Origin of the sequence: Thalassolituus sp. UBA675 (assembly GCF_002297765.1) — a bacterium.
Taxonomy (GTDB): Bacteria; Pseudomonadota; Gammaproteobacteria; order Pseudomonadales; family Oceanobacteraceae; genus Thalassolituus.
Window position 1 is genome coordinate 1 of the sequence record NZ_DBNJ01000021.1, and the last position, 18,787, is coordinate 18,787.

Consider the following 18,787-nt stretch of genomic DNA (forward strand, 5'->3'; position numbering starts at 1 on the left):
CCAAAACTGTGGGACAGCAGTGGCGCCTTGTGCCGGCTTTTTTTTGCGCCTTAGTCAGCCTTCTGCTTAAAACTACAGAATCGTTAATCCAGTCACGTACAGAACTTCGCCCGGTGCTCCGGTAACAGAACCGCCCGGCGCCTCAAGACTGACGGCGACCGCTTTAATGGCAATGTCGTGGGTATTCACCGCAAGGGCCCGCGTAATACGTCCGCTTTCTGGCATCAGACCCAGCGATACTGGCGCGCTGCCATCTTCGGGCACAATCCAGAGTTCATAATCATGCTGATCCGATGTTTCCACGGCAGCTGTTGCCTGTACGGTCAGTTCATTACCGGCGACTTCCATCAACCACAGAGGCTGGTCATCCTGCGTAAACACAGCAACCTGCTCGATCATAGTTTCTGGTACGACTCCAGGCACAACGGTTGGATCTGGGCGCATCAGGAACACGCCGATTAACAACACTGCGGCAGTCGCAAAGCCACCAGCCCAGGCCATCACGCCTTTGCCCGGAGGCTCGTCATTGGCGGCAGTCTGTGTTGTATCAATAAAGCCGATACGACGACTGATTTCCTGCCACACACGCTCAGGGGGCTGTTGGTCTTCGACTCTGGCATTCATGGGCGCCAGTAGCTGCTCCCAATGCCATACTCGCTCACGTACTTTCTGGTAGGCCTGCATCAGACGCACAAAGCGGCGACGAGCCTGGCCCTGCATGGTACCCATGACATAATCTGCAGCGAGTGCATCAATACGTTCGTCGTTTAAATAATTCATTCTTCAAGACACCTCTTCAGACGTTGAAGGCCGCGCCGTATCCAACTCTTCACGGTACCCAATGGCGTTCCCGTGTGGGCCTGAATTTCCGCGTGCGTCATGCCACGATAATAAGCCAGGTGAATATACTGCAGATCATGGGTTTCCAGCGTTTGCATACAACGCTCCAGAGCCTGATTGTCAGGATCCTCTGGTTGCTCCGGGGCAATCAGTTCCGGGGCACCCTCTTCATCGAGAGAATCCTGTCGGTCCTCCTTTGCGCTCTTTGACCTCAGCAGATCGATACATCGATAACGCACGATACTGCTCATCCAGGTCATGACACTGCCACGCCCCTGATGATAATCCGCGGCGTTATGCCAGATTTTGACAAATGCTTCCTGTAGGGCTTCTTCGGCCCGCTCAGGCGAGCGCATCAACTGCATGGCGACGCCATACAGTTTGGGCCCGGTCGCCTGGTACAGTTCTTCGAACGCTGGCCGCTCACCGCGAGCCACCGCTCTGATGAGCTGTAGCTGAAACTCTGGATCCATACAGAATAACTCCTTTGATGATAGTTATGACTATATACGGATAGCTCCGTCATTCAGATTAGATGGCATTTACGCACCGTGCCTGATGATGATTCATATCAAGGTTTCAGGTTACCCCGGGTGTATTCTGAGAGATAGGGACTTATAGGTTCTGACAGACCCAATATAGGGAGAAAGTATGAACATTGAGAAAATACGCATCGACCTTCTTGACCGCCTAGAGGCACTCGAAACGCGTTCAGATAAAGCCTCACGTCACGCCAGTCATCGAGACGGACCTCTGTCTGCTGACTTCAAAGAGCAAGCGACGGAGTCCGCCAATGACGAAGTCCTTAGCGTTATCGCTGACGAGGCGCTGCATGAAGCGGATCACATACGTGATGCCCTGAAGCGCATCGCCCTTGGTCAATACGGCATCTGTGACCAGTGTGGCGATCAGATTACCGAAGCTCGCCTGATCGCCGTTCCTTACAGCACACGCTGCATTGAGTGCGCGTGAGATGTCTCTGACCTTGGTCAGATCCGCGCTAACACCCAGTAACTTCCAAGCGCAGCCAGTGCCGCCGAAAGGTACCGCACCAGCACCTGACGATACCAGCTCAGGCGGCGCAGGCTAATCAAAATCGGCATAACCAACAGCGTAATTGCAACCTGCCCTGCCTCAACACCTAGGTTAAAGCCAAACAAGGCCCAGGCTATGTTGCCTGTCCCCGTCGTCAGTTCACCAAGCACACTGGCAAAGCCGAAACCGTGTACCAGACCAAACAGGAATACGACGACCGCACTGGCTGGTAAGTAAGGGCGAAGGTTATGCAACGCTGCAACCACCACAGACGCAGCGATGATCAGCTCAACCCAATAACCGGGTAGTGCTAACCACCCCAAGGCACTGGCACTCAGAGTCAGTGAATGGGCAATGGTAAAGGTAGTTACGTACAGCAGAGCGGTTTTAACACAGGTCCGCACATCTGCTGCTGGTTGCCAGTCTTTCTTCTGTTGCACCAGAACTGAGACCAACAGCAAGGTGAGCAGGAAAGCTACGTGGTCAGGGCCAAGCAGAATATGAATGATGCCCTGAACGAAAAACTCAGAAAACGTCTGCTGGTTCAGCTGTGCAGTCGTCATTTCCGGGTTAATAGAAAAACTACCTGAGGATTCCAGCACCCCCTGACGAGTCAGGTCACCAGACGAGAGATCCCACAATAAACGGTGTTCAGGAAGCAGTGAAAATAATCCGGTATATGACACTTCGACGCGTCCTTCAGAGGCACATACATACGTCACAGGAACAATCGCCGAGGCCATAACGCCGCGAGCATTATTAAACCTCAGAGGAACATTGAACTGTGGGGTGCACGCTTCGCCCCCCTGCTGAACCTTGAGATGTCGGCCGACATAAGCCCGGATCTCCGGTGTCATGGCCTTCACTTCTCCCCAGAGGAGTTCACCATCGCGATTCTGATCCAGCCGCAGGCTTTGCTCAAGGTCAATCAACTGCCATTGAACCGAGCCACGCAATCCATCCGTTGTTTCTTTGAGTGTCAGTAGTGCAGTGCTGCTTTGATGAGCAAAAGCCATCGTTGGTAACAGAGCCAGAACCAGGAGAATAAAACGTCTCATAGCAGGTCTCCCTGTGCAGCAACATAATGATTTTTCTGTGCGTTATTTACTTGCGACAACCAGCTCAGATTACGCTCTTCAGCGTTTTTTCCAACGGTTGAGAAATACAGAGAAATCAACTCTGAGTAATTCTGATCACGGCGTTTTATGCGTTGGCTGATACGCTCTTCGGCATAATCTCTCCAATACAACTCAGCGCTGCCGATCTGTTGCTCTGCGCGTGCAAGTTGAACAATTAATGCATCGTCCGGATAATTGGCAAAACCATAGTCCCGTAAGAGGGCCATGACTTTTTCAGGTTGTTTATTTCGCAGCAACGCTTCGCTGCGGTGTACCAGGTCAGCAACGCTAAGGAGCTCGTCGTCTGACCATTGCTCATAAAGTGCTTCAACTTCAGCGTACTTTCCTTCGTTAAGATAGCTTTTGCTTTTCTGGTAAAGCGCCCAGGCTGAGAGACTACGCCCTTGTGGTGAGTTGTCATGACTCAGTCGCTTGAGCAGTGAAGTCAGGATACCGTGGCCTGCTGACCCCGCCGTGCTTTGCAAGCCGATACTACAAACGGCGGCGAGATCTGATTGCTCCAACATAAGAGAAACGCAAGCTTCTCGTGCCGCTTTCTCTTGATTCTGCTCACCATATACCTGTGCCATCATCAGGCGTGCACTGCTGTAATACGCGGAGTCGGAATCGATTTTCTGAAGCAAACTTGCAGCCCGGGAAAATTCATGGCGATGTTGTAAAAGCCGGGCTCGATAATAAGTCAGCTCATCCGCAGGCACGTCAGACACTGCGCCACTTTCAGACTCAAGGCCATCCATCAGAACGTAAATACGATCATACCGCCATGATTCACCAGGCTTGTCGGCATGCTCAAAATGCTTTTTTATTTCATCCATGCGTTGTGCATGTGTTTGAGGCAGTGGCTTCAGTTCTTCTTTACTCCAACGAGCGACGACCATGTTGTCGTCAGGTTCAGACCAGGAAACATCAGCCAATGCCGGAGTGGCGAGAACAGGCAGTAGAATAACCGTCTTAGAAATACCGAAACAAAGATTCTTTAGTAAGCCACTGAACATAATATTTTACCCGATTAATTATCTATCCTTCTGGTGAGAAAAAACGGGGCTGCAGAACAGCCCCGAAAGGTTACTCACCCCCAGTGAGATACGAGAAAGAGAACTCGTCTGCGTCATCAACAATTTCAAGGTCGTTAATTTTTACTGGCTCTGAATTTTCAGACGCCATAAAAATATCATCGACCAGTTCTGTCAGCAGAACTTCAGTCTGCTCAGCAACACCGTCATCAAGATCAGGAAGATCGACGGTCGAATTGTTGTTGCTGCTGTCAGAGCATGCACTTAACAGTACGATGCTCCCAATCATTAATAAGTGATGCGTTTTCATATAACACTCCTTACTTCACAGTTGCTGGCCTTAAGGGTTTACTGAACCTGCAAGCGGCGTCAGCAAGTATGGGAAGGTGTCGCTGACATAAGTCGAATCGATCGGAGCCAGGTCAGAGAAAGGCTGGTCACCCGTTGGCGCATCAGCTGGCTCACATAGACCCAGATCATCTGTCGCATTGCCGTCACCATCGAGGTCGACTGGATGACACAGAGCGCCCATCACGACACGTAGTGCAATATCCACAACATCATCACCCGGGCGACGACCATTCGGGAAGCCCGCCAGGTCTCCGGCAACGACACCAAACGCGCTCTGATCAGCTGATGCTGTCGCGGCGATACCAGTGTTCAGACGTACCATCTCAGAAGCGGTAACCGTCGACTGCTGGTTCACACCAGGGAAGCCGGTCAGGAACGCAGTAACGAGGTCGGTACGCGGAATATTCGATGGAGCAATGTTGTCTGATGCACCCAGCGCGTCACGGAACAGAATGTCCAGCAAAGCAGGCAGGGTTGGATGAGTCACGTAATCTGCGAACTGACCATCGTCTTTAGGCTCAGAGGCGTTAAAGGTGTCTTTATCGCTCAGACCAATGACAACTTCGTTCACCAGCGGCATACCCAGGCGTGATACCTGAGTCCAGGCACCGCCATTGACTTCTGGCTTAGCGAAAGATGCTTCTGGATTAAGAATACGAGCCTGCTGCTGGCTGGCGCTGGTCCAGGCACCAATCACACCGTTACCAGACCCAGTGACACACGAGATCGGTACTTCCAGAGCAATAGAGGTGACGTTTTTATCTGCCAGATCGTCGTTTGCATCGTCCTGTGCACTGCCATCACCATCGAGAGGGACGTAATTCACGAGGTCGAATGTTTTACCCAGATTCACGACGAACGGGTCTTTACGCTGGCCAACAAATACCTTACCGCCCGCGTCACATCCAGGAATAGTCAGGTCGTGTACAAAACCGCCTGCGTAAGCCTCATAGTCGGTAAATGACTTCTCACCAATATTGTCGAGTGGCTTAGTAAAAGTCGCTTCACCAGAGCCATCGGTCAGGCTGATTGCAGAACCAGTACGACGATCGCCGCTGACTTTTTTGATGCTGTAGGTTTCGTAGAAGTTGGCGCTGCCATCGGTATCAACGTTGCCGAAGTTTTTCAGAGGAATGGCGACGCTTTTCTGATTCTCGCCTTCGCCAATCGGCAGAGCGACACCGCTTCCCATAGCACCCAGCATCTGCTGAAAACGGAACTGGAAAGTAATGTCTTCAACGGCATCCCCATCATTATCGATGTGAATCTCGTACAGAGCATTCGGGTCCATCGCGAAGTAATTAGGGCCGCCATAGGCGTCCTGCAGCGGGATATAGTTCGCAACCAGAGTCACGTAGTTTTCACGCCCGGTTTCATAACTGCGGAACGCATAGAAGTCCGTAGAATCAATGGCCGGCAGGCGGGTGACGTTTGGTGCTTCTCGGTGACTCGAAGCGCTTGCATTCATAGCTGTCAGCGCGGTAATCGCACCGAGCAGAAGTGTGGCGTGCGTTTTCATAACTGCTCCCGATTTCAGGTTAAACACTTAATGTGTATTTACCTGTACGGGGCAGCTCAGAAACTGGATGTGATTTTTTTCAAAAAAGTTCGTTTTTACCTCAGACCTACTCCTGTACCTACTACACGAACTTTTAATAAACAGGCTCGAGAACAACCTCTGAGAGCACCGAATTAGCGACGAAACAATGCTCATGCGCCTTACCATGCATGGCATCGATGGCTGCCTGATCCGGCACCTTATCACCACCAAACTGCACGCATGGCCGGAGGATCAGGGTGGCAATGTAGAATTTGCCATCTTCCCTTTGTGCCAGCACAGCTTCGGCATCATCGTGATATGACTCAACAATTAAGCGCTTTTTAGCCGCCAACGCGAGGAAGGTTTGCATATGGCAGCTCGACATAGCCGCCGCCAGCATCTGCTCCGGGTCAGCACCGAAATCATTACCAGCGCCGCCGGCAGGCAGGTGAACTTGCGACTTGAAAGCGATATCGTGTCGTCGTTCAAAGCCCTCGTGACTGAATTCGCCGTCTTTCTTCCAGGTGACAGATACTTTGTGTTCCATCTCTCTAAGCTCCTGTTACTGACTATCAGAACTCCGGACGAGTTACTGCTTTTCAAAGGTGTAAGTCAGAGTGAACGCCCCACGCAGGTCGCCAGGCTGATAACCCCGCGCATTGTCCTCTGGATAAAGCTCGCTGAGACGGGTAGCTACCGGCTCAGCCAGCTGCTCACCATGACAGACCACGCAGGGCCCTCCGACAGGAATGGCCTTCATATAACGAAAGGTACCGCCCTCACGCGAAGAGGCCTCCATGGTCGCCAGCGGTTCACCGGCGGCTGCACGTTGCGCGAAGGAGTTAAGCACGGCGGACTCCCATGCATCCGGCGCGTTATTCGGGTTACGGAGTTTCTCCGATGTCCGGCCAACCTCCCAACCATCTTTGCTGTGTGCTGCAGCAATATCTGGTGCCTCGGTATTGCAGAGCTGGATTGCCGCCAGAGGTCCTTCGGACTTCATGCCTTGCATCAGGGTTTCTTTCAGGCCCTGTGCAAAGGCTTTTGTCTGAGCCCGCGCTTCGACCACCATATAATCTTCTGAGACATCACCAGCGGGACCATCAGACTGCACACTGACACTGCTTAACAGGCCGATAGCCGACAGCAGCAAAGGTAGTAGAATTTCATTTTTCGATGCTTTTTTAAATGCGCTTTTCGATCTGCTAGCCATAATGACACCCACTGATTCAGAAAGAGAAAATACTATTTTTGCTGACTGCTTTTTTACTTATAAACACTAGGATCAGTTTCTACCTTATGCCCTTCCCAGCCATCGTAGCCGCCCACCAGCATTTTCACGTTAGAAAACCCCATGCGTTTCAGCGTGTGGGCCGCCAGGGTACTGCGCCCCCCATTTTTGCAATAGAGGAGTATTTCAGCGTCTTTATCAGCCAACAAAGGATGATCGGCCACTTTGAATTCGAGCACACCACGGGGAACATTCTCTGCCCCCGGCAGGTGTCCCATCATGTATTCAGCGGGTTCACGAACATCAAGCACTTTAGTGCCAGCGTCTAACATCGCCTGTGCAGCATCGGCTTCGACGGGGTTTACGTATGCACGTGCTTCTGCAAGCAGATCATCGCGGGTCATTACACTCATAAATACCACTCCAGTTAACGAGCTTTGTCTTCTTCAATATAACCACACAGGAATACTCAAAAACAAGCCTCTCCTGTTGAATCACCATTTGCCGGAATCACCAGGCCCAGATGACCTCAGACCACCACCAGGCACACCAAAGCATCAGAGGCCATGCCACATAAGGACTGAAAAGCCAGCGCCAGACAGCCATCAAAGGTACGTAGCCCACACCATGAATAAAGCCTGCACTGATCCCCAGAAGGCCGAGTGAAAGAGGCCCATGCTCCAGCTCACGCGTATCGGTTGCCACTAGCTGAGGCATAGCCAGTAACGCAACCGACAGTCCGACCGCCAACAGAAACGACAGAGCTCTCGCCCAGCCCGCATACAGCGGGCCATAGCGACGATAGTCGACCGGAGCCGTCATGGCGCATCATCTGGATCAGGCTCGCGATCCAGGTTTTCGTTAACTTCCAGCCACAGGGCATTAATCAGGCCGAATGAACAGGCGAGCAGTACGCCCAGAATCCATGCGAAATACCACATTTTCAAGGCTCCTCAGTAGGTTGAATATTGGTTATCTTCAATAAAGTCAGTGGTCAGGCGACCCCACATTTTGTAATAGCCCCAGGCGGTGTAGCTGAGAATAATCGGCACGAAGATCATCGCTACCCAAAACATAATGTGCAGAGTCAGCTGACTGGAGGTCACGTCCCACATTGTCAGTGAATGGGATGGGTCTGTGCTTGAGGGCATCAGGAATGGAAACAGACTGAAGCCGGCCGTGCAGATGATCCCGGTAACCGCAAACGAGCTACTGATAAACGCCAGTGCACCGCGATTCGCCATGCTCAGCAACGCGGTAAGCGCCAGACCGATGAACGCCACCACGGGTGCAACCAGCATCCACGGGTATCGACCATAATTATCCAGCCAGCCAGCGGCCTGAAGCTCAACGCTTTTTTGCAACGGTGTGGTCACGCCTCCGAGATTCGACGCCGCTTTAATCACGTACCCATCCAGTTGGCTGACCCAGAACCCTCCAATAGCAAAGGCCACAGCAACCACCACGGCCAACAGAACTGAAATGCGGCGGGCACGTTCGTGTACCGGCCCAGCTGTGCGCATTTGCAGGTACGTCCCGCCATGCATCGCCAGCATCAGCAGACTGACCACACCGCACAACAACGCAAATGGATTGAGCAGCGCCCAGAACGAACCGGTGTAGGTCGACCGCATAAATTCATCTAACGTAAAAGGAACGCCCAACAACAAGTTACCGAAGGCAACACCAAACACTAATGCCGGTACTGCGCCCCCGACAGTAAGCCCCCAGTCCCAGGCATTGCGCCAGCGCGGGTCCTGTACTTTCGAACGATATTCAAATCCGACGGGGCGGAAAAACATGGCAAATAAAACCAGCAACAATGCCCAGTAAAAACCTGAAAACGCGACCGCGTAAACCACAGGCCACGCGGCAAAAATTGCGCCGCCTGCTGTGATAAACCAGACCTGATTACCATCCCAGTGCGGGCCAACCGTGTTCATCATTACCCGGCGCTCGCTGTCGGTTTTACCAATGACTTTCAACAGAGCGCCAACGCCCATATCAAAACCATCCGTCACAGCAAAACCAATCAGCAGAACACCAATAAGTACCCACCAGATAATTTTAAGCAGTTCGTATTCCATGGTGATCTCCTTACGCCTGAGCCGATGAGGTCGAAACAGAATCAGTGTTGCTGTCCTGCTCCCAGTGATAACGCCCTGTATGCAGGCTGGATGGGCCCAGACGCGCAAACCGGATCATCAGATACATTTCTGCGACCAGAAGCAGCGTATAAAAACCGATAAAGCCAGCAAGACTCATATAGATGTCTTCAACCGAACGGGTCGATACAGAGAGATGCGTCGGCAAAATGCCACCAATCGACCACGGCTGACGACCGAACTCGGCCACAAACCATCCCATTTCACAGGCAATCCAGGGCGCAGGCAGAGCAATAATTAATGCGCGCAGGAGGTACTTCTGTCGCTCAGCCGTCCCCTTCGCGCTGTAGTAGAACGAAAGGCCGATCAGCACCAGCATAATAAAGCCCAGGCCGACCATAATCCGGAAGGTCCAGAACATTGGCGCCACCCTTGGAATCGAATTCTGAGCCGCCAGTTTGATCTGCTCTTCCGTCGCATTGACCGGATTTTCTACGTATTTTTTCAGGAGCAGCCCGTACCCCAGATCATCCACCCGGGACCGGAACTCAGCAATCGTAGCCTCTGAACGGTCGCCTGCTTTAATCTGGGTTAGCAGATCATACGCCACCATACCGTTACGAATACGCACTTCGTGTTCAGCGATGAGATCTTTAATGCCTTTTACTTCCTCGGTGACGGAGCGGGTAGCAATCAGCCCAAGTGCGTACGGAATTTTAATCGCGTAGTCGGTTTCCATATTTTCCTGATCGGGAATTCCAAACAGGGTAAATGCCGCCGGGGGTTCGTGGGTTTCCCATTCCGCCTCAATGGCCGCCAGCTTCACTTTCTGAACTTCGCCGATCTCATAACCTGATTCGTCACCCAGTACGATGACAGAAAGAATGGACGCCAGACCGAAACTTGAAGCAATCGCAAATGAGCGACGGGCAAAAGGCAGATCACGTTTTTTCAGCATGTAGTACGCCGAGATTGCCAACACAAACATGGCGCCCGTCACGTATCCGGCAGACACTGTGTGTACAAACTTCACCTGAGCGACCGGATTAAAAATCACCTCGGAAAAGCTCATCATCTCCATACGCATGGTATCGAAGTTGAATTCGGCGCCAACAGGGTTCTGCATCCAACCATTGGCAATCAGAATCCAGAGTGCAGACATATTCGAACCGATCGCAACGAGCCAGGTCACTATCAGATGCTGCACTTTCGTCAGACGATCCCAGCCAAAAAAGAACAGACCAATAAATGTCGACTCAAGAAAGAATGCCATCAAGCCTTCAATGGCCAGCGGCGCTCCGAAAATGTCACCCACGTAATGTGAGTAGTAAGCCCAGTTGGTACCGAACTGAAACTCCATGGTGAGGCCGGTGGTCACGCCCAGAGCGAAGTTAATACCGAACAACTTACCCCAGAACTTCACCATATCCTGGTAAACCTGCTTACCCGTCATAACGTAAGCAGACTCCATAATGGCCAGGATAAAAGACAGCCCGAGAGTGAGTGGGACGAAGAGGAAATGGTAAAAGGCCGTAATCGCAAACTGTAACCGCGATAGGTCGACCACGCTTTCACTGATCATGATGGATCTCCTTGAGTGTCAGATACCGATGGTTTATCCAGGCCAAAGTGCTCCCGCAGGCCTTGTCCTTCGTCACCGACAATGACAGGGTCAGAAAAAAAGAAATGAGCAATAAGAAATACCAATACCAGCTTAATGATCAGAACGGCTGTCAGCTCCCTGACCAGTGGAATGGAGAATATCGGGCGACGTTGCTTCACACAGCCTCCGTAAGCCGGGCATTTAGAGCCCGTATTATTTCATCTGAACCATTGGACCGCCTGCGTCATAATGCCGCAGATGGAATATAGCCCAACTGGAATATATGATTCCCGGCCAATCATTCTGCCAGAGCGGCCGAAACGGATATTGATCCAGGTCGCGGGCCAACAGAGAATCAACCTATTACCTTTCAGGCCATATCTCGCTAGACTGTGAAGCAGTTGCACAGCTGGATTTAAAAGATCAGGGAACAGTATGACCAGTGAATTAAGGAAGCATCCGCGTTTTTCAAGCCAGGTAAATGCACGGCTGGTTCTGAACGACGGAAGTGGCTATGAGTGCCTGATACAGGACTACTCTCACGCTGGCATGCGTATCCACTGGCCCCACCAGCCTATACCCGAGCAGCATGAACCCATGCTGCTGGAGTTGCAACTGAGCACCCCCGTCAAAGCCGAAGTCGATCTGGTTCATCAGGAGCCCGGCGCTCTGGGTGTGCGCGTTCACCAAGCGGGTGGCCAGTTGTTCCTTGATATGCAGGAATACAATCAGACCCGTGCAGGCGAGGGGTTGCCCAGCGAACAGCGAAACCGCTATCGCGATATTTTTGGCCACGAAGCCAACATCCTCATTGAACGCTTACCGCGCCAATGGCTGCCTGAGTTCATTGAGGCGACGTACGGCAAAGCAGACTTTGCCCGCAACACGGCGGAGCAACAGTTGTGGATGAAACTGGAGTCAAAGATCCGCTCGAAGGCCGAAGAGTTTTATGAGCGTTTCAGCCAGATTCTTGAGCATCAATTGCAGCGCTGGCTGGCAGGCGAACCAAAGCTGACTGACGAAAGCGACGAGTACGAGGGCGCGGTCGCCTTGTCACTGGTGCGGCAGAGTGATTTCGAAGACTGGCTGATGGCGAAAGTAACGGCCTCACACTTGCAGTCATTCCTGAGTCAGGAGAGCTTTGAACTCAGACAACTTCTGGATACTTTGTCATCCGCGAATGTATCAGACTGCTTTAATCCGATTGGTCCGAACACCGTTACAGAAGGCTTCCGCGACTGCATCGATGTACTGGAATTACCTCACGAAGCACGCGAACTCGCGTTTGAAAGTTTTGAGAAAGCCACTGTTGGTCTGTTAAAGGCTACCTATCAGGCCTGTATCCGTCAGATTAATATCCCTATTACCTTCCGCTACCGCAAAGCAAAAACGGTCGTTATTGAGGAGTCGGTAGCGAGCGCGGCAGAGAATAATGCAGCATCGACAACAGCCGCTGCGCAGGAAGGTGATGTTCAGCACAACCGTCGCTCTGATCCCGGTCGCCGGGGCGACTCTATGTTCGACTTCGAGCGCCACCAGGGTGAAGCGCAACAGGCCTACGCCAACATCCAGCAGCTGCTGACACTGAGACTGAAAAAAGAAGCGGAAGCTAACGGTCAGACGAACAGCCTTCCCGCCGCCAAACCGGAAGCTGTTTCCGAAGTTGTGGACTCACTCGATACCAGTACGCCGCTGAGTGACCAGAACATTCTTGAGCAACTGGAACAGCAACTCGCCGAACAGGACAAAAGCCTCCCGGAAGATACGCGTCATGCCATCGATACCGTTGAACAGGTAACACGCAACCTGCTCAATAACCCAAGTATGGCGGAGTTCGTTAAGCCAAGCGTCGAACAACTTGGTTGGCCGTTGCTGCGCCTGATGTTGGAAGACCCATCGCTGCTGTTTAACCCGCAGCACCCCGGCCGGTTGATTTTTAACCTCCTTGGGCGACTCGGGAAAATAACCAGCTCTGGCCAGAAACGTGTCAAAGCGGCCCTCGAAGAAATGATCACGCCGATTCTGGAGAATCCGGGCGGCGAGCCACGCCAGATGGAAGAGCTGGTCGAGAATCTTCAGGTGTTGGTAGGCACGGCCGAGCGCAAGGTACGCCAGAACACCGACCGGGTTGCCGAGGCTGCCGAGGGTGAATATCGGCTCTATATGGCGCACAAACGCGTCAATGCATTAATTGGCCACGACACTTCAGGGCGAACTCTGCCTGAATGCGTAATCCGTTGGTTGCAGGAAGGCTGGCAACAAATGCTATGCCTGTTACTGCTCAGAGAAGGCCCCGACAGTGCGCGTTTTAAAGGTGCCGTAAAACTCTATCGTCAGGTCATCATTCTGTTCGGTCAGAAAAATGCTGGCCGCTCAGACCTGATGGAAAAATTCACGCCCCTGCTCAATCTCGCACGCTCTGAACTCGACCAGCTGAACGGTCCGCTTCCTCAGCATGAGCAGTGGTACAAAGAAATCATGGAAGCCGCGCGACTGCACCTGGAAGAAGGCGATCTCGGACAGGGCATCGACCTGCCAGAATACAATGAACCGGAAGAAGAAGAAACCGTGACCGGCAAAGGGGCCCGTCGCGTGCTGACTCTGCAGGTAGGTGATCTCCTCCTTCTCACTTCATCGGGTCAGTCTGTCTCTGTTGCCTGGATCGCCGCAGATCAGACCCGCTATGCATGCGTAAACCATACCGGGATGCGCGTACACGACTATCGGTTTAACGAGCTTGCCCGCGCCATGGAAGACGGCACAATCAAGCGGATTTATGAGCAGGAAGAAACGCCGGTCGATCAGAGTATCGATAAACTGGTGCAACAGATTTATTCCGACCTCTCTGCACAGGCGAACACCGACCCACTGACAGGTCTGATTAACCGACAGCACTTCCTCAGCTTGCTGGCCAACTCCGTTGCCGATGCACAGAAAAGTGCGTCTGGGCATACGCTGGCAATGATTAACATTGATCAGTTCAAGCTGATCAATAAGAACTATGGCGTAGAACTGGGCGATACCTGCTTGCAGACATTGGCGACGATTCTACAGGAAGCCTATCCGGAAGCGCTCTGCTCACGCGTTGGCAGTAATGAGTTTGCAGTGTTACTGGAAAAGCATGATCTCGAGCAGGCAGAGGCAAGCGCTCGCCTGGTATCTGCTCAGGTCGAGAAGGTGAAAATTGATGGTACCGATGATGCACTCCATATGACAGTGAGTATCGGGCTCGCGACCTTATCCGCGGACATCGCCGATGCCGCCGACTTACTCGAACGCGCAGAAATCGCAAGCCAGCTGGCAAAAGAAAAAGGCTCCAGCAGGATTGTCCGTTACCAGTACGACGATGCATCACGAGAGCGCCACGAGCTCTTTATGAGCTGGGGCAACCGTCTGAGCAAAGCGCTGGAAGCCGATGCGCTGCATATACTCTGCGTACCTGTTGACCCTATTCAGGCGCGGTTTAAAGGTATCCTTCAATATGAAGTGACAATTGCAGTCGATGGAGATGACGGGCTCGACGTACCACCACAGGAATTTCTGCAAGCTGCTCAGAATTACAACCGCATGTACGACATTGATCGTTGGGTCATCGATCAGGTGCTTGCCTGGATTAACGATAATGCAGAGACAGCCAGAACCATTGAACGCTTCATCATCCGCTTATCCGGACGCGCATTCAGCGATGACAACTTACTCGAGTTCCTGACCGAGCAGTCTCGCGAACATGATGTTCCTGTTGAGAAACTGTGTTTCGAGCTTAATGAAACCGCCACTATTCACGACCTGACCGATGCTGCTGACTTTATGCACGAGGTCCGGAAGCTCGGTTGTAAGTTCGTACTCTCTGACTTCGGTACGGGACAGTCGTCATACAATTTCCTGAAAGCACTTCCGGTCGACTTTGTGAAAATTGACCGAAACTTCATCGACGGCCTGCACTCAAGCTCCGCCGACTATGCCCTGATCAAATCGATTCAGGAAATCGCCCAGTTTATGGCGAAAAAGACCATCGCCGAGCACAGTGAGAATGACGTCGTCTGGGAAATTCTGCGCGGCATTGGAATCGATTTCGGTTTGCGTTCAGTGCAACAGGCAACGCCGCTTCGCTACATGGCCGAAGTCTGAACGCCAGCGGGTGAAACCACCCACTGGCCAGTGTACAATCGCCACACACTTTTTTGGCGACGGCACCATGAAATCAATTACCGTTCTCGCACTTTCTCTTCTGCTGGGTGCATGCTCTGTGACCCAGCTGCCTGACAATCTGTCTCGTGCGATGCTTAATCAGGACGACCCGGAAGTCGTTGCAGACGGCGCCCCAGCGTACCTGCTGATGCTGGATGCACTGATCCTTACTTACCCTGAAAACGAACGATTCCTGCTGGCCGGCGCGCAACTCTACGGTGCTTACGCTGGCGTCTTCGCTCAGGACGAAGTTCAGGCACAATCGATGGCAGACAAGGCGCTGGAATACGCCAGGCGCGCATTGTGTGAGTACGACAGCGATGCCTGTGATCTCGTTGATGGCCCAGCCGACGAACTGAAAAAAGGCCTGGCTCTGAATTACGACGAAGACGATGTCGATATTTTCTACGCCTACGGCGCCGCCTGGGCAGGCTGGATACAGGCTAATAACAGCGACTGGAACGCGATTGCCCAGGTGAGCAAAGTAAAGAATCTGATGGAGTGGGTTGAAAGCTACGATGAGGGCTATGACAACGCCACGGTTCAGGTATACCTGGGCGTACTGACGACTCAATTACCTCCGTCGGTTGGCGGTAAGCCGGAGATCGGTAAAGCGCATTTCGAGAAAGCCATCGCCCTGAGCGACGGTAAGCACCTGATGGCGAAAGTACTTTATGCCAAACAGTATGCCCGCCTTATGTTCGAGCAGGAACTTCACGATGATCTGCTTCAGCAGGTCATTGACGCAGACCCTTATGCCGAAGGGCTGACACTTATTAACCGTCTGGCCCAGCGTCAGGCTGACCGTTTACTAGCAGAATCCGCCGATTACTTTGAGTGAGATGACTATGAGAATTTTTGCATTCCTCCTGCTGCTGGGCAGCTTGCTTGCCCCAGCTGCACACGCCGCCACACTGAAAATAGCCACGCTGGCGCCCGACGGCACCAGCTGGATGAAAGTAATGCGTCAGGCCGCTGCTGACATCAAAACGGAAACTGAAGGCCGGGTAAAAATTAAGTACTTCCCGGGTGGCGTTCAGGGCAGCGATAAAAGTGTTCTGCGTAAAATGCGCATTGGCCAGCTTCAGGGCGGCGCCGTTGCGACCGGCTCACTGATTAATATTTCACCGGCCTCTCAGCTTTATAACCTGCCCTTTACTTTCCGTACACTGGAAGAAGTACGTGCTATCCGCGAAGAGTTTGATCCCTACATTGTCAGCGAGCTGGCGAAAAAAGGTTACGTTGTTCTGGGGATTTCTGAAGCGGGCTTTGCTTACATGATGTCTGATGAACCTATCCGTACGTCTGACGATGCCCGCAAACAGAAAGTATGGGTACCTGAAGGCGATCTGATCGGTGAAACTACGTTCGAGAACGGTGGTGTTGAACCGATTTCCTTGCCTCTCTCTGATGTTTATACCAGCCTGCAAACAGGCCTGATCGATACCATCGTAGTAAATGCCTCCTCAGCCATCGCCCTGCAGTGGCACACCAAAGTGAACTACGTGACCGACTTCCCGCTGCTGTTCCTGACCGGCACCATCATCGTTGATCAGAAAGCATTCCGTAAAATCAGCACCGAAGATCAAGCAGTCGTTAAACGCATTATGGCCGAAGCCTTTGCCTCCATGGATGCTCAGAACGAAAAAGACGAAGCCGGCGCCCGCGATGCACTGGCTCAGAATGGTATCGAGTTTGTTGAACTGTCAGAAGAAGACAAGCAAGCCTGGGAAGAACTGGCGACTGGCGTTGTCGACGAACTGGCAAGCAAAGAGATTTATCCTGTTGAAGTCTTTAAGCGTTTACAGCAACGTCTTGAAGAGATGCGTCAGGAGCCTTAATGAAACGACTGGTTCAGTGGCTGCACCGTCTTGAAGACAGCGTGCTGGTCTTGCTTCTGCTCGCGATGATTATTCTCGCGGGCTACGACATTCTGGCCCGCTCAATTTTTGGCGGTGGTGTCTCATGGATTCCGCCCCTGTTGCGCGTCATGGTGCTCTGGATTGGCCTGCTTGGTGCGTTACTCGCCACCCGCTCGCGTGAACATATCAGCATCGACCTGATATCTAAGCTGGGCGGCCCGACACTGAACCGTATCGCTTCAACCGTCACTCTGTTGTTCGCCGCTATCGTCTGCGGCCTGGTTGGCTGGTACTCAGGACAGTATGTACAACTTGCTTTTGAATTTCAGGATATTGCCTTCGCCGATATCCCAGCCTGGCCGCTGCAACTCATCATTCCGTTTACATTTGGTTTAATGGGCCTGCGTTTTTTCATTCAGGGCATCGCCGCTGCGACCGGTAAGGAACTGACTGCATGAGTATTCTCGTTACGGCACTCCTGCTGTTACTTGCACTGGCGGGTGCCCCTCTGTTTGCTGTGATTGCCGCATCAGCCATGTGGGGGTTCTTTCAGACCGAGGTCGATCTCCAGGTGATGGCGGTTGAGATTTACCGGGTTGCCGAAATGCCGGTTCTGATTGCTATTCCGCTATTTACCTTTGCTGGTTACCTGATGGGTGAAAGCAAGGCGCCTCAACGACTGGTGCGCATTACAGATGCCTTTCTTGGCTGGATGCCCGGCGGGCTGGCCATTGTCGCTCTGGCAGCCTGTGCGCTCTTTACGGCGTTTACCGGCGCATCGGGCGTTACCATCGTCGCTCTGGGTGCATTACTCGTTCCAGCGCTCAAGAAAGCCGGTTATCGGGAGAACTTCAACCTCGGCCTGGTAACTACGTCAGGCTCTCTCGGTCTGCTGTTTGCGCCGTCACTGCCATTGATTCTGTACGGTGTGATTGCCCAACAGATGTCGCTGGAGACGCCTGTCAGCATCGATGACCTCTTCCTTGCTGGTATTCTGCCGGGCTTATTGATGCTCACCGCACTGTCGATGTACAGCGCATGGCAATCGCGTCACCTGCCAAAGTCGAATCACACCTTCGATCGCGCTGAAGCCTGGGCAGCTATCAAAGACAGCGCATGGGAAATTCCCCTGCCGTTTGTCGTTCTGGGTGGCATCTACGGCGGCTTCTTCGCCGTTTCTGAAGCAGCAGCCATCACTGCCTTCTATGTACTGATAGTTACCGTGATTATCCGCCGGGAAATTACCTTTACTCAGCTACCTGTAGTGATGCGAGACTCAATGAAGCTGGTTGGTGCTATCCTCCTGATCCTGGCAGTATCACTGGCATCAACCAACTACATGATTGATGCAGGCGTCCCTGAAAAAGTCTTTGATACGATTCAGGCACACGTCACAGACGGTTTCACTTTCCTGTTGTTGCTGACCATCTTCCTGCTGATTCTCGGCATGATGCTGGATATTTTTTCTGCCATCGTGATCATGATTCCGATTATTCTGCCAATTGCGGTACAGTACGGAATCCACCCGATTCACCTGGGCATACTGTTCCTGGCAAATATGCAGCTTGGATACTTTACTCCTCCGGTCGGGATGAACCTGTTTATTGCGAGTTTCCGTTTTAATAAACCAGTAATGACGTTATATCGAGCGACCTTGCCGTTCTTCTTTATTCTGCTGGCAACCGTTCTGATCATTACTTACTGGCCGGGATTAAGTCTGCTTCTTGTGGAGTGACGACATTTCATGATGAATGCCTGACCCTTCTTTACCGCGCCTTGCCCCTGTTTACCGAGGCCAGGCGTAGAGTAAAAGTCATTGGCATCTGCCATGTTCATGATCGCCACTTCATAGCGGCACCCAATTTAAGCGGGCCCCTGTT

General features: G+C 52.3%; 20 protein-coding genes. 6 read left to right on the forward strand and 14 right to left on the reverse strand.

The features are described 5' to 3' along the window. Positions 1-72: 72 nt before the first annotated feature. Positions 73-780 (reverse strand): anti-sigma factor, encoded by a 708-nt coding sequence (locus B3007_RS08615; RefSeq protein WP_301376607.1) that lies wholly within the window; start codon positions 778-780, stop codon positions 73-75. Next, positions 777-1,313, reverse strand: a complete 537-nt coding sequence (locus tag B3007_RS08620) for an RNA polymerase sigma factor (protein ID WP_301376606.1) — start codon at positions 1,311-1,313, stop codon at positions 777-779. Before B3007_RS08620 ends, B3007_RS08615 begins: the two co-directional genes overlap by 4 nt. A gap of 178 nt (positions 1,314-1,491) precedes the next feature. Here B3007_RS08620 and B3007_RS08625 point away from each other — a divergent pair, with 178 nt between their 5' ends. Next, positions 1,492-1,812, forward strand: a complete 321-nt coding sequence (locus tag B3007_RS08625; protein ID WP_301376605.1) for a TraR/DksA family transcriptional regulator — start codon at positions 1,492-1,494, stop codon at positions 1,810-1,812. 17 nt (positions 1,813-1,829) lie between these two features. On the opposite strand, the gene B3007_RS08630 is transcribed toward B3007_RS08625, so the two are convergent. The 12 genes from B3007_RS08630 to cydP all read right to left on the reverse strand — a co-directional run bounded on the left by B3007_RS08630 (position 1,830) and on the right by cydP (position 11,036). Continuing rightward, entirely contained in the window at positions 1,830-2,933 is a 1,104-nt protein-coding gene (locus B3007_RS08630) for a HupE/UreJ family protein (protein WP_301376604.1), read from the reverse strand. Beyond that, positions 2,930-4,009, reverse strand: coding sequence for a tetratricopeptide repeat protein (locus B3007_RS08635; protein ID WP_301376603.1), 1,080 nt, complete (start codon positions 4,007-4,009; stop codon positions 2,930-2,932). Before B3007_RS08635 ends, B3007_RS08630 begins: the two co-directional genes overlap by 4 nt. Before the next feature lie 70 nt (positions 4,010-4,079). Continuing rightward, positions 4,080-4,337: a hypothetical protein gene (locus B3007_RS08640; protein WP_076517312.1), complete on the reverse strand. Its 258-nt coding sequence runs from the start codon at positions 4,335-4,337 to the stop codon at positions 4,080-4,082. A gap of 30 nt (positions 4,338-4,367) precedes the next feature. Further along, the gene (locus B3007_RS08645; RefSeq protein WP_068443338.1) at positions 4,368-5,897 is read right to left on the reverse strand and encodes a DUF4331 domain-containing protein; all 1,530 of its coding nucleotides are present in this window, start codon (positions 5,895-5,897) and stop codon (positions 4,368-4,370) included. A 133-nt stretch (positions 5,898-6,030) separates the two neighbouring features. Next, positions 6,031-6,465, reverse strand: coding sequence for an OsmC family protein (locus B3007_RS08650; RefSeq protein WP_301376602.1), 435 nt, complete (start codon positions 6,463-6,465; stop codon positions 6,031-6,033). Between the two features lie 42 nt (positions 6,466-6,507). Continuing rightward, positions 6,508-7,131, reverse strand: a complete 624-nt coding sequence (locus B3007_RS08655; protein WP_301376601.1) for a Tll0287-like domain-containing protein — start codon at positions 7,129-7,131, stop codon at positions 6,508-6,510. A gap of 53 nt (positions 7,132-7,184) precedes the next feature. After that, positions 7,185-7,562 (reverse strand): rhodanese-like domain-containing protein, encoded by a 378-nt coding sequence (locus B3007_RS08660; RefSeq protein WP_301376600.1) that lies wholly within the window; start codon positions 7,560-7,562, stop codon positions 7,185-7,187. A 97-nt stretch (positions 7,563-7,659) separates the two neighbouring features. Further along, positions 7,660-7,971 (reverse strand): cyd operon YbgE family protein, encoded by a 312-nt coding sequence (locus tag B3007_RS08665; RefSeq protein ID WP_068441841.1) that lies wholly within the window; start codon positions 7,969-7,971, stop codon positions 7,660-7,662. Beyond that, on the reverse strand, positions 7,968-8,090 hold the full coding sequence (gene cydX / locus B3007_RS08670; RefSeq protein WP_068441844.1) for a cytochrome bd-I oxidase subunit CydX: 123 nt from the start codon (positions 8,088-8,090) through the stop codon (positions 7,968-7,970). The genes B3007_RS08665 and cydX overlap by 4 nt, the downstream gene beginning before the upstream one ends. 12 nt (positions 8,091-8,102) lie before the next feature. Continuing rightward, entirely contained in the window at positions 8,103-9,236 is a 1,134-nt protein-coding gene (gene cydB / locus B3007_RS08675; protein ID WP_301376599.1) for a cytochrome d ubiquinol oxidase subunit II, read from the reverse strand. 10 nt (positions 9,237-9,246) lie between these two features. Next, complete coding sequence (locus tag B3007_RS08680; protein ID WP_301376598.1) at positions 9,247-10,836, reverse strand: cytochrome ubiquinol oxidase subunit I; 1,590 nt, start codon at positions 10,834-10,836, stop codon at positions 9,247-9,249. Then, entirely contained in the window at positions 10,833-11,036 is a 204-nt protein-coding gene (gene cydP / locus B3007_RS08685; RefSeq protein WP_301376597.1) for a cytochrome oxidase putative small subunit CydP, read from the reverse strand. Before cydP ends, B3007_RS08680 begins: the two co-directional genes overlap by 4 nt. A 256-nt stretch (positions 11,037-11,292) precedes the next feature. On the opposite strand from cydP, the gene B3007_RS08690 reads away from it, so the two are divergent. From B3007_RS08690 to B3007_RS08710, 5 genes are all read left to right on the forward strand, one after another. Further along, the gene (locus tag B3007_RS08690; RefSeq protein WP_301376596.1) at positions 11,293-14,985 is read left to right on the forward strand and encodes a DUF1631 family protein; all 3,693 of its coding nucleotides are present in this window, start codon (positions 11,293-11,295) and stop codon (positions 14,983-14,985) included. A 67-nt stretch (positions 14,986-15,052) separates the two neighbouring features. Continuing rightward, a complete protein-coding gene (locus tag B3007_RS08695) occupies positions 15,053-15,886 on the forward strand; it encodes a TRAP transporter TatT component family protein (protein ID WP_301376595.1) in 834 nt (277 codons plus the stop codon). A 7-nt stretch (positions 15,887-15,893) separates the two neighbouring features. Beyond that, positions 15,894-16,886 carry a TRAP transporter substrate-binding protein DctP gene (gene dctP, locus B3007_RS08700; protein ID WP_301376594.1) on the forward strand — a complete coding sequence of 331 codons (993 nt, stop codon included), beginning with the start codon at positions 15,894-15,896 and terminating at the stop codon, positions 16,884-16,886. After that, positions 16,886-17,365, forward strand: a complete 480-nt coding sequence (locus B3007_RS08705; RefSeq protein WP_301376593.1) for a TRAP transporter small permease — start codon at positions 16,886-16,888, stop codon at positions 17,363-17,365. Before dctP ends, B3007_RS08705 begins: the two co-directional genes overlap by 1 nt. Continuing rightward, positions 17,362-18,642 (forward strand): TRAP transporter large permease, encoded by a 1,281-nt coding sequence (locus B3007_RS08710; RefSeq protein WP_068443312.1) that lies wholly within the window; start codon positions 17,362-17,364, stop codon positions 18,640-18,642. The genes B3007_RS08705 and B3007_RS08710 overlap by 4 nt, the downstream gene beginning before the upstream one ends. Positions 18,643-18,787: the final 145 nt, after the last annotated feature.

Coding starts and splice junctions, on each gene's coding strand:
- B3007_RS08615 (WP_301376607.1), bottom strand. CDS start 780: ATGAATTATTTAAACGACGAACGTATTGATGCACTCGCTGCAGATTAT.
- B3007_RS08620 (WP_301376606.1), bottom strand. CDS start 1,313: ATGGATCCAGAGTTTCAGCTACAGCTCATCAGAGCGGTGGCTCGCGGT.
- B3007_RS08625 (WP_301376605.1), top strand. CDS start 1,492: ATGAACATTGAGAAAATACGCATCGACCTTCTTGACCGCCTAGAGGCA.
- B3007_RS08630 (WP_301376604.1), bottom strand. CDS start 2,933: ATGAGACGTTTTATTCTCCTGGTTCTGGCTCTGTTACCAACGATGGCT.
- B3007_RS08635 (WP_301376603.1), bottom strand. CDS start 4,009: ATGTTCAGTGGCTTACTAAAGAATCTTTGTTTCGGTATTTCTAAGACG.
- B3007_RS08640 (WP_076517312.1), bottom strand. CDS start 4,337: ATGAAAACGCATCACTTATTAATGATTGGGAGCATCGTACTGTTAAGT.
- B3007_RS08645 (WP_068443338.1), bottom strand. CDS start 5,897: ATGAAAACGCACGCCACACTTCTGCTCGGTGCGATTACCGCGCTGACA.
- B3007_RS08650 (WP_301376602.1), bottom strand. CDS start 6,465: ATGGAACACAAAGTATCTGTCACCTGGAAGAAAGACGGCGAATTCAGT.
- B3007_RS08655 (WP_301376601.1), bottom strand. CDS start 7,131: ATGGCTAGCAGATCGAAAAGCGCATTTAAAAAAGCATCGAAAAATGAA.
- B3007_RS08660 (WP_301376600.1), bottom strand. CDS start 7,562: ATGAGTGTAATGACCCGCGATGATCTGCTTGCAGAAGCACGTGCATAC.
- B3007_RS08665 (WP_068441841.1), bottom strand. CDS start 7,971: ATGACGGCTCCGGTCGACTATCGTCGCTATGGCCCGCTGTATGCGGGC.
- cydX (WP_068441844.1), bottom strand. CDS start 8,090: ATGTGGTATTTCGCATGGATTCTGGGCGTACTGCTCGCCTGTTCATTC.
- cydB (WP_301376599.1), bottom strand. CDS start 9,236: ATGGAATACGAACTGCTTAAAATTATCTGGTGGGTACTTATTGGTGTT.
- B3007_RS08680 (WP_301376598.1), bottom strand. CDS start 10,836: ATGATCAGTGAAAGCGTGGTCGACCTATCGCGGTTACAGTTTGCGATT.
- B3007_RS08690 (WP_301376596.1), top strand. CDS start 11,293: ATGACCAGTGAATTAAGGAAGCATCCGCGTTTTTCAAGCCAGGTAAAT.
- B3007_RS08695 (WP_301376595.1), top strand. CDS start 15,053: ATGAAATCAATTACCGTTCTCGCACTTTCTCTTCTGCTGGGTGCATGC.
- dctP (WP_301376594.1), top strand. CDS start 15,894: ATGAGAATTTTTGCATTCCTCCTGCTGCTGGGCAGCTTGCTTGCCCCA.
- B3007_RS08705 (WP_301376593.1), top strand. CDS start 16,886: ATGAAACGACTGGTTCAGTGGCTGCACCGTCTTGAAGACAGCGTGCTG.
- B3007_RS08710 (WP_068443312.1), top strand. CDS start 17,362: ATGAGTATTCTCGTTACGGCACTCCTGCTGTTACTTGCACTGGCGGGT.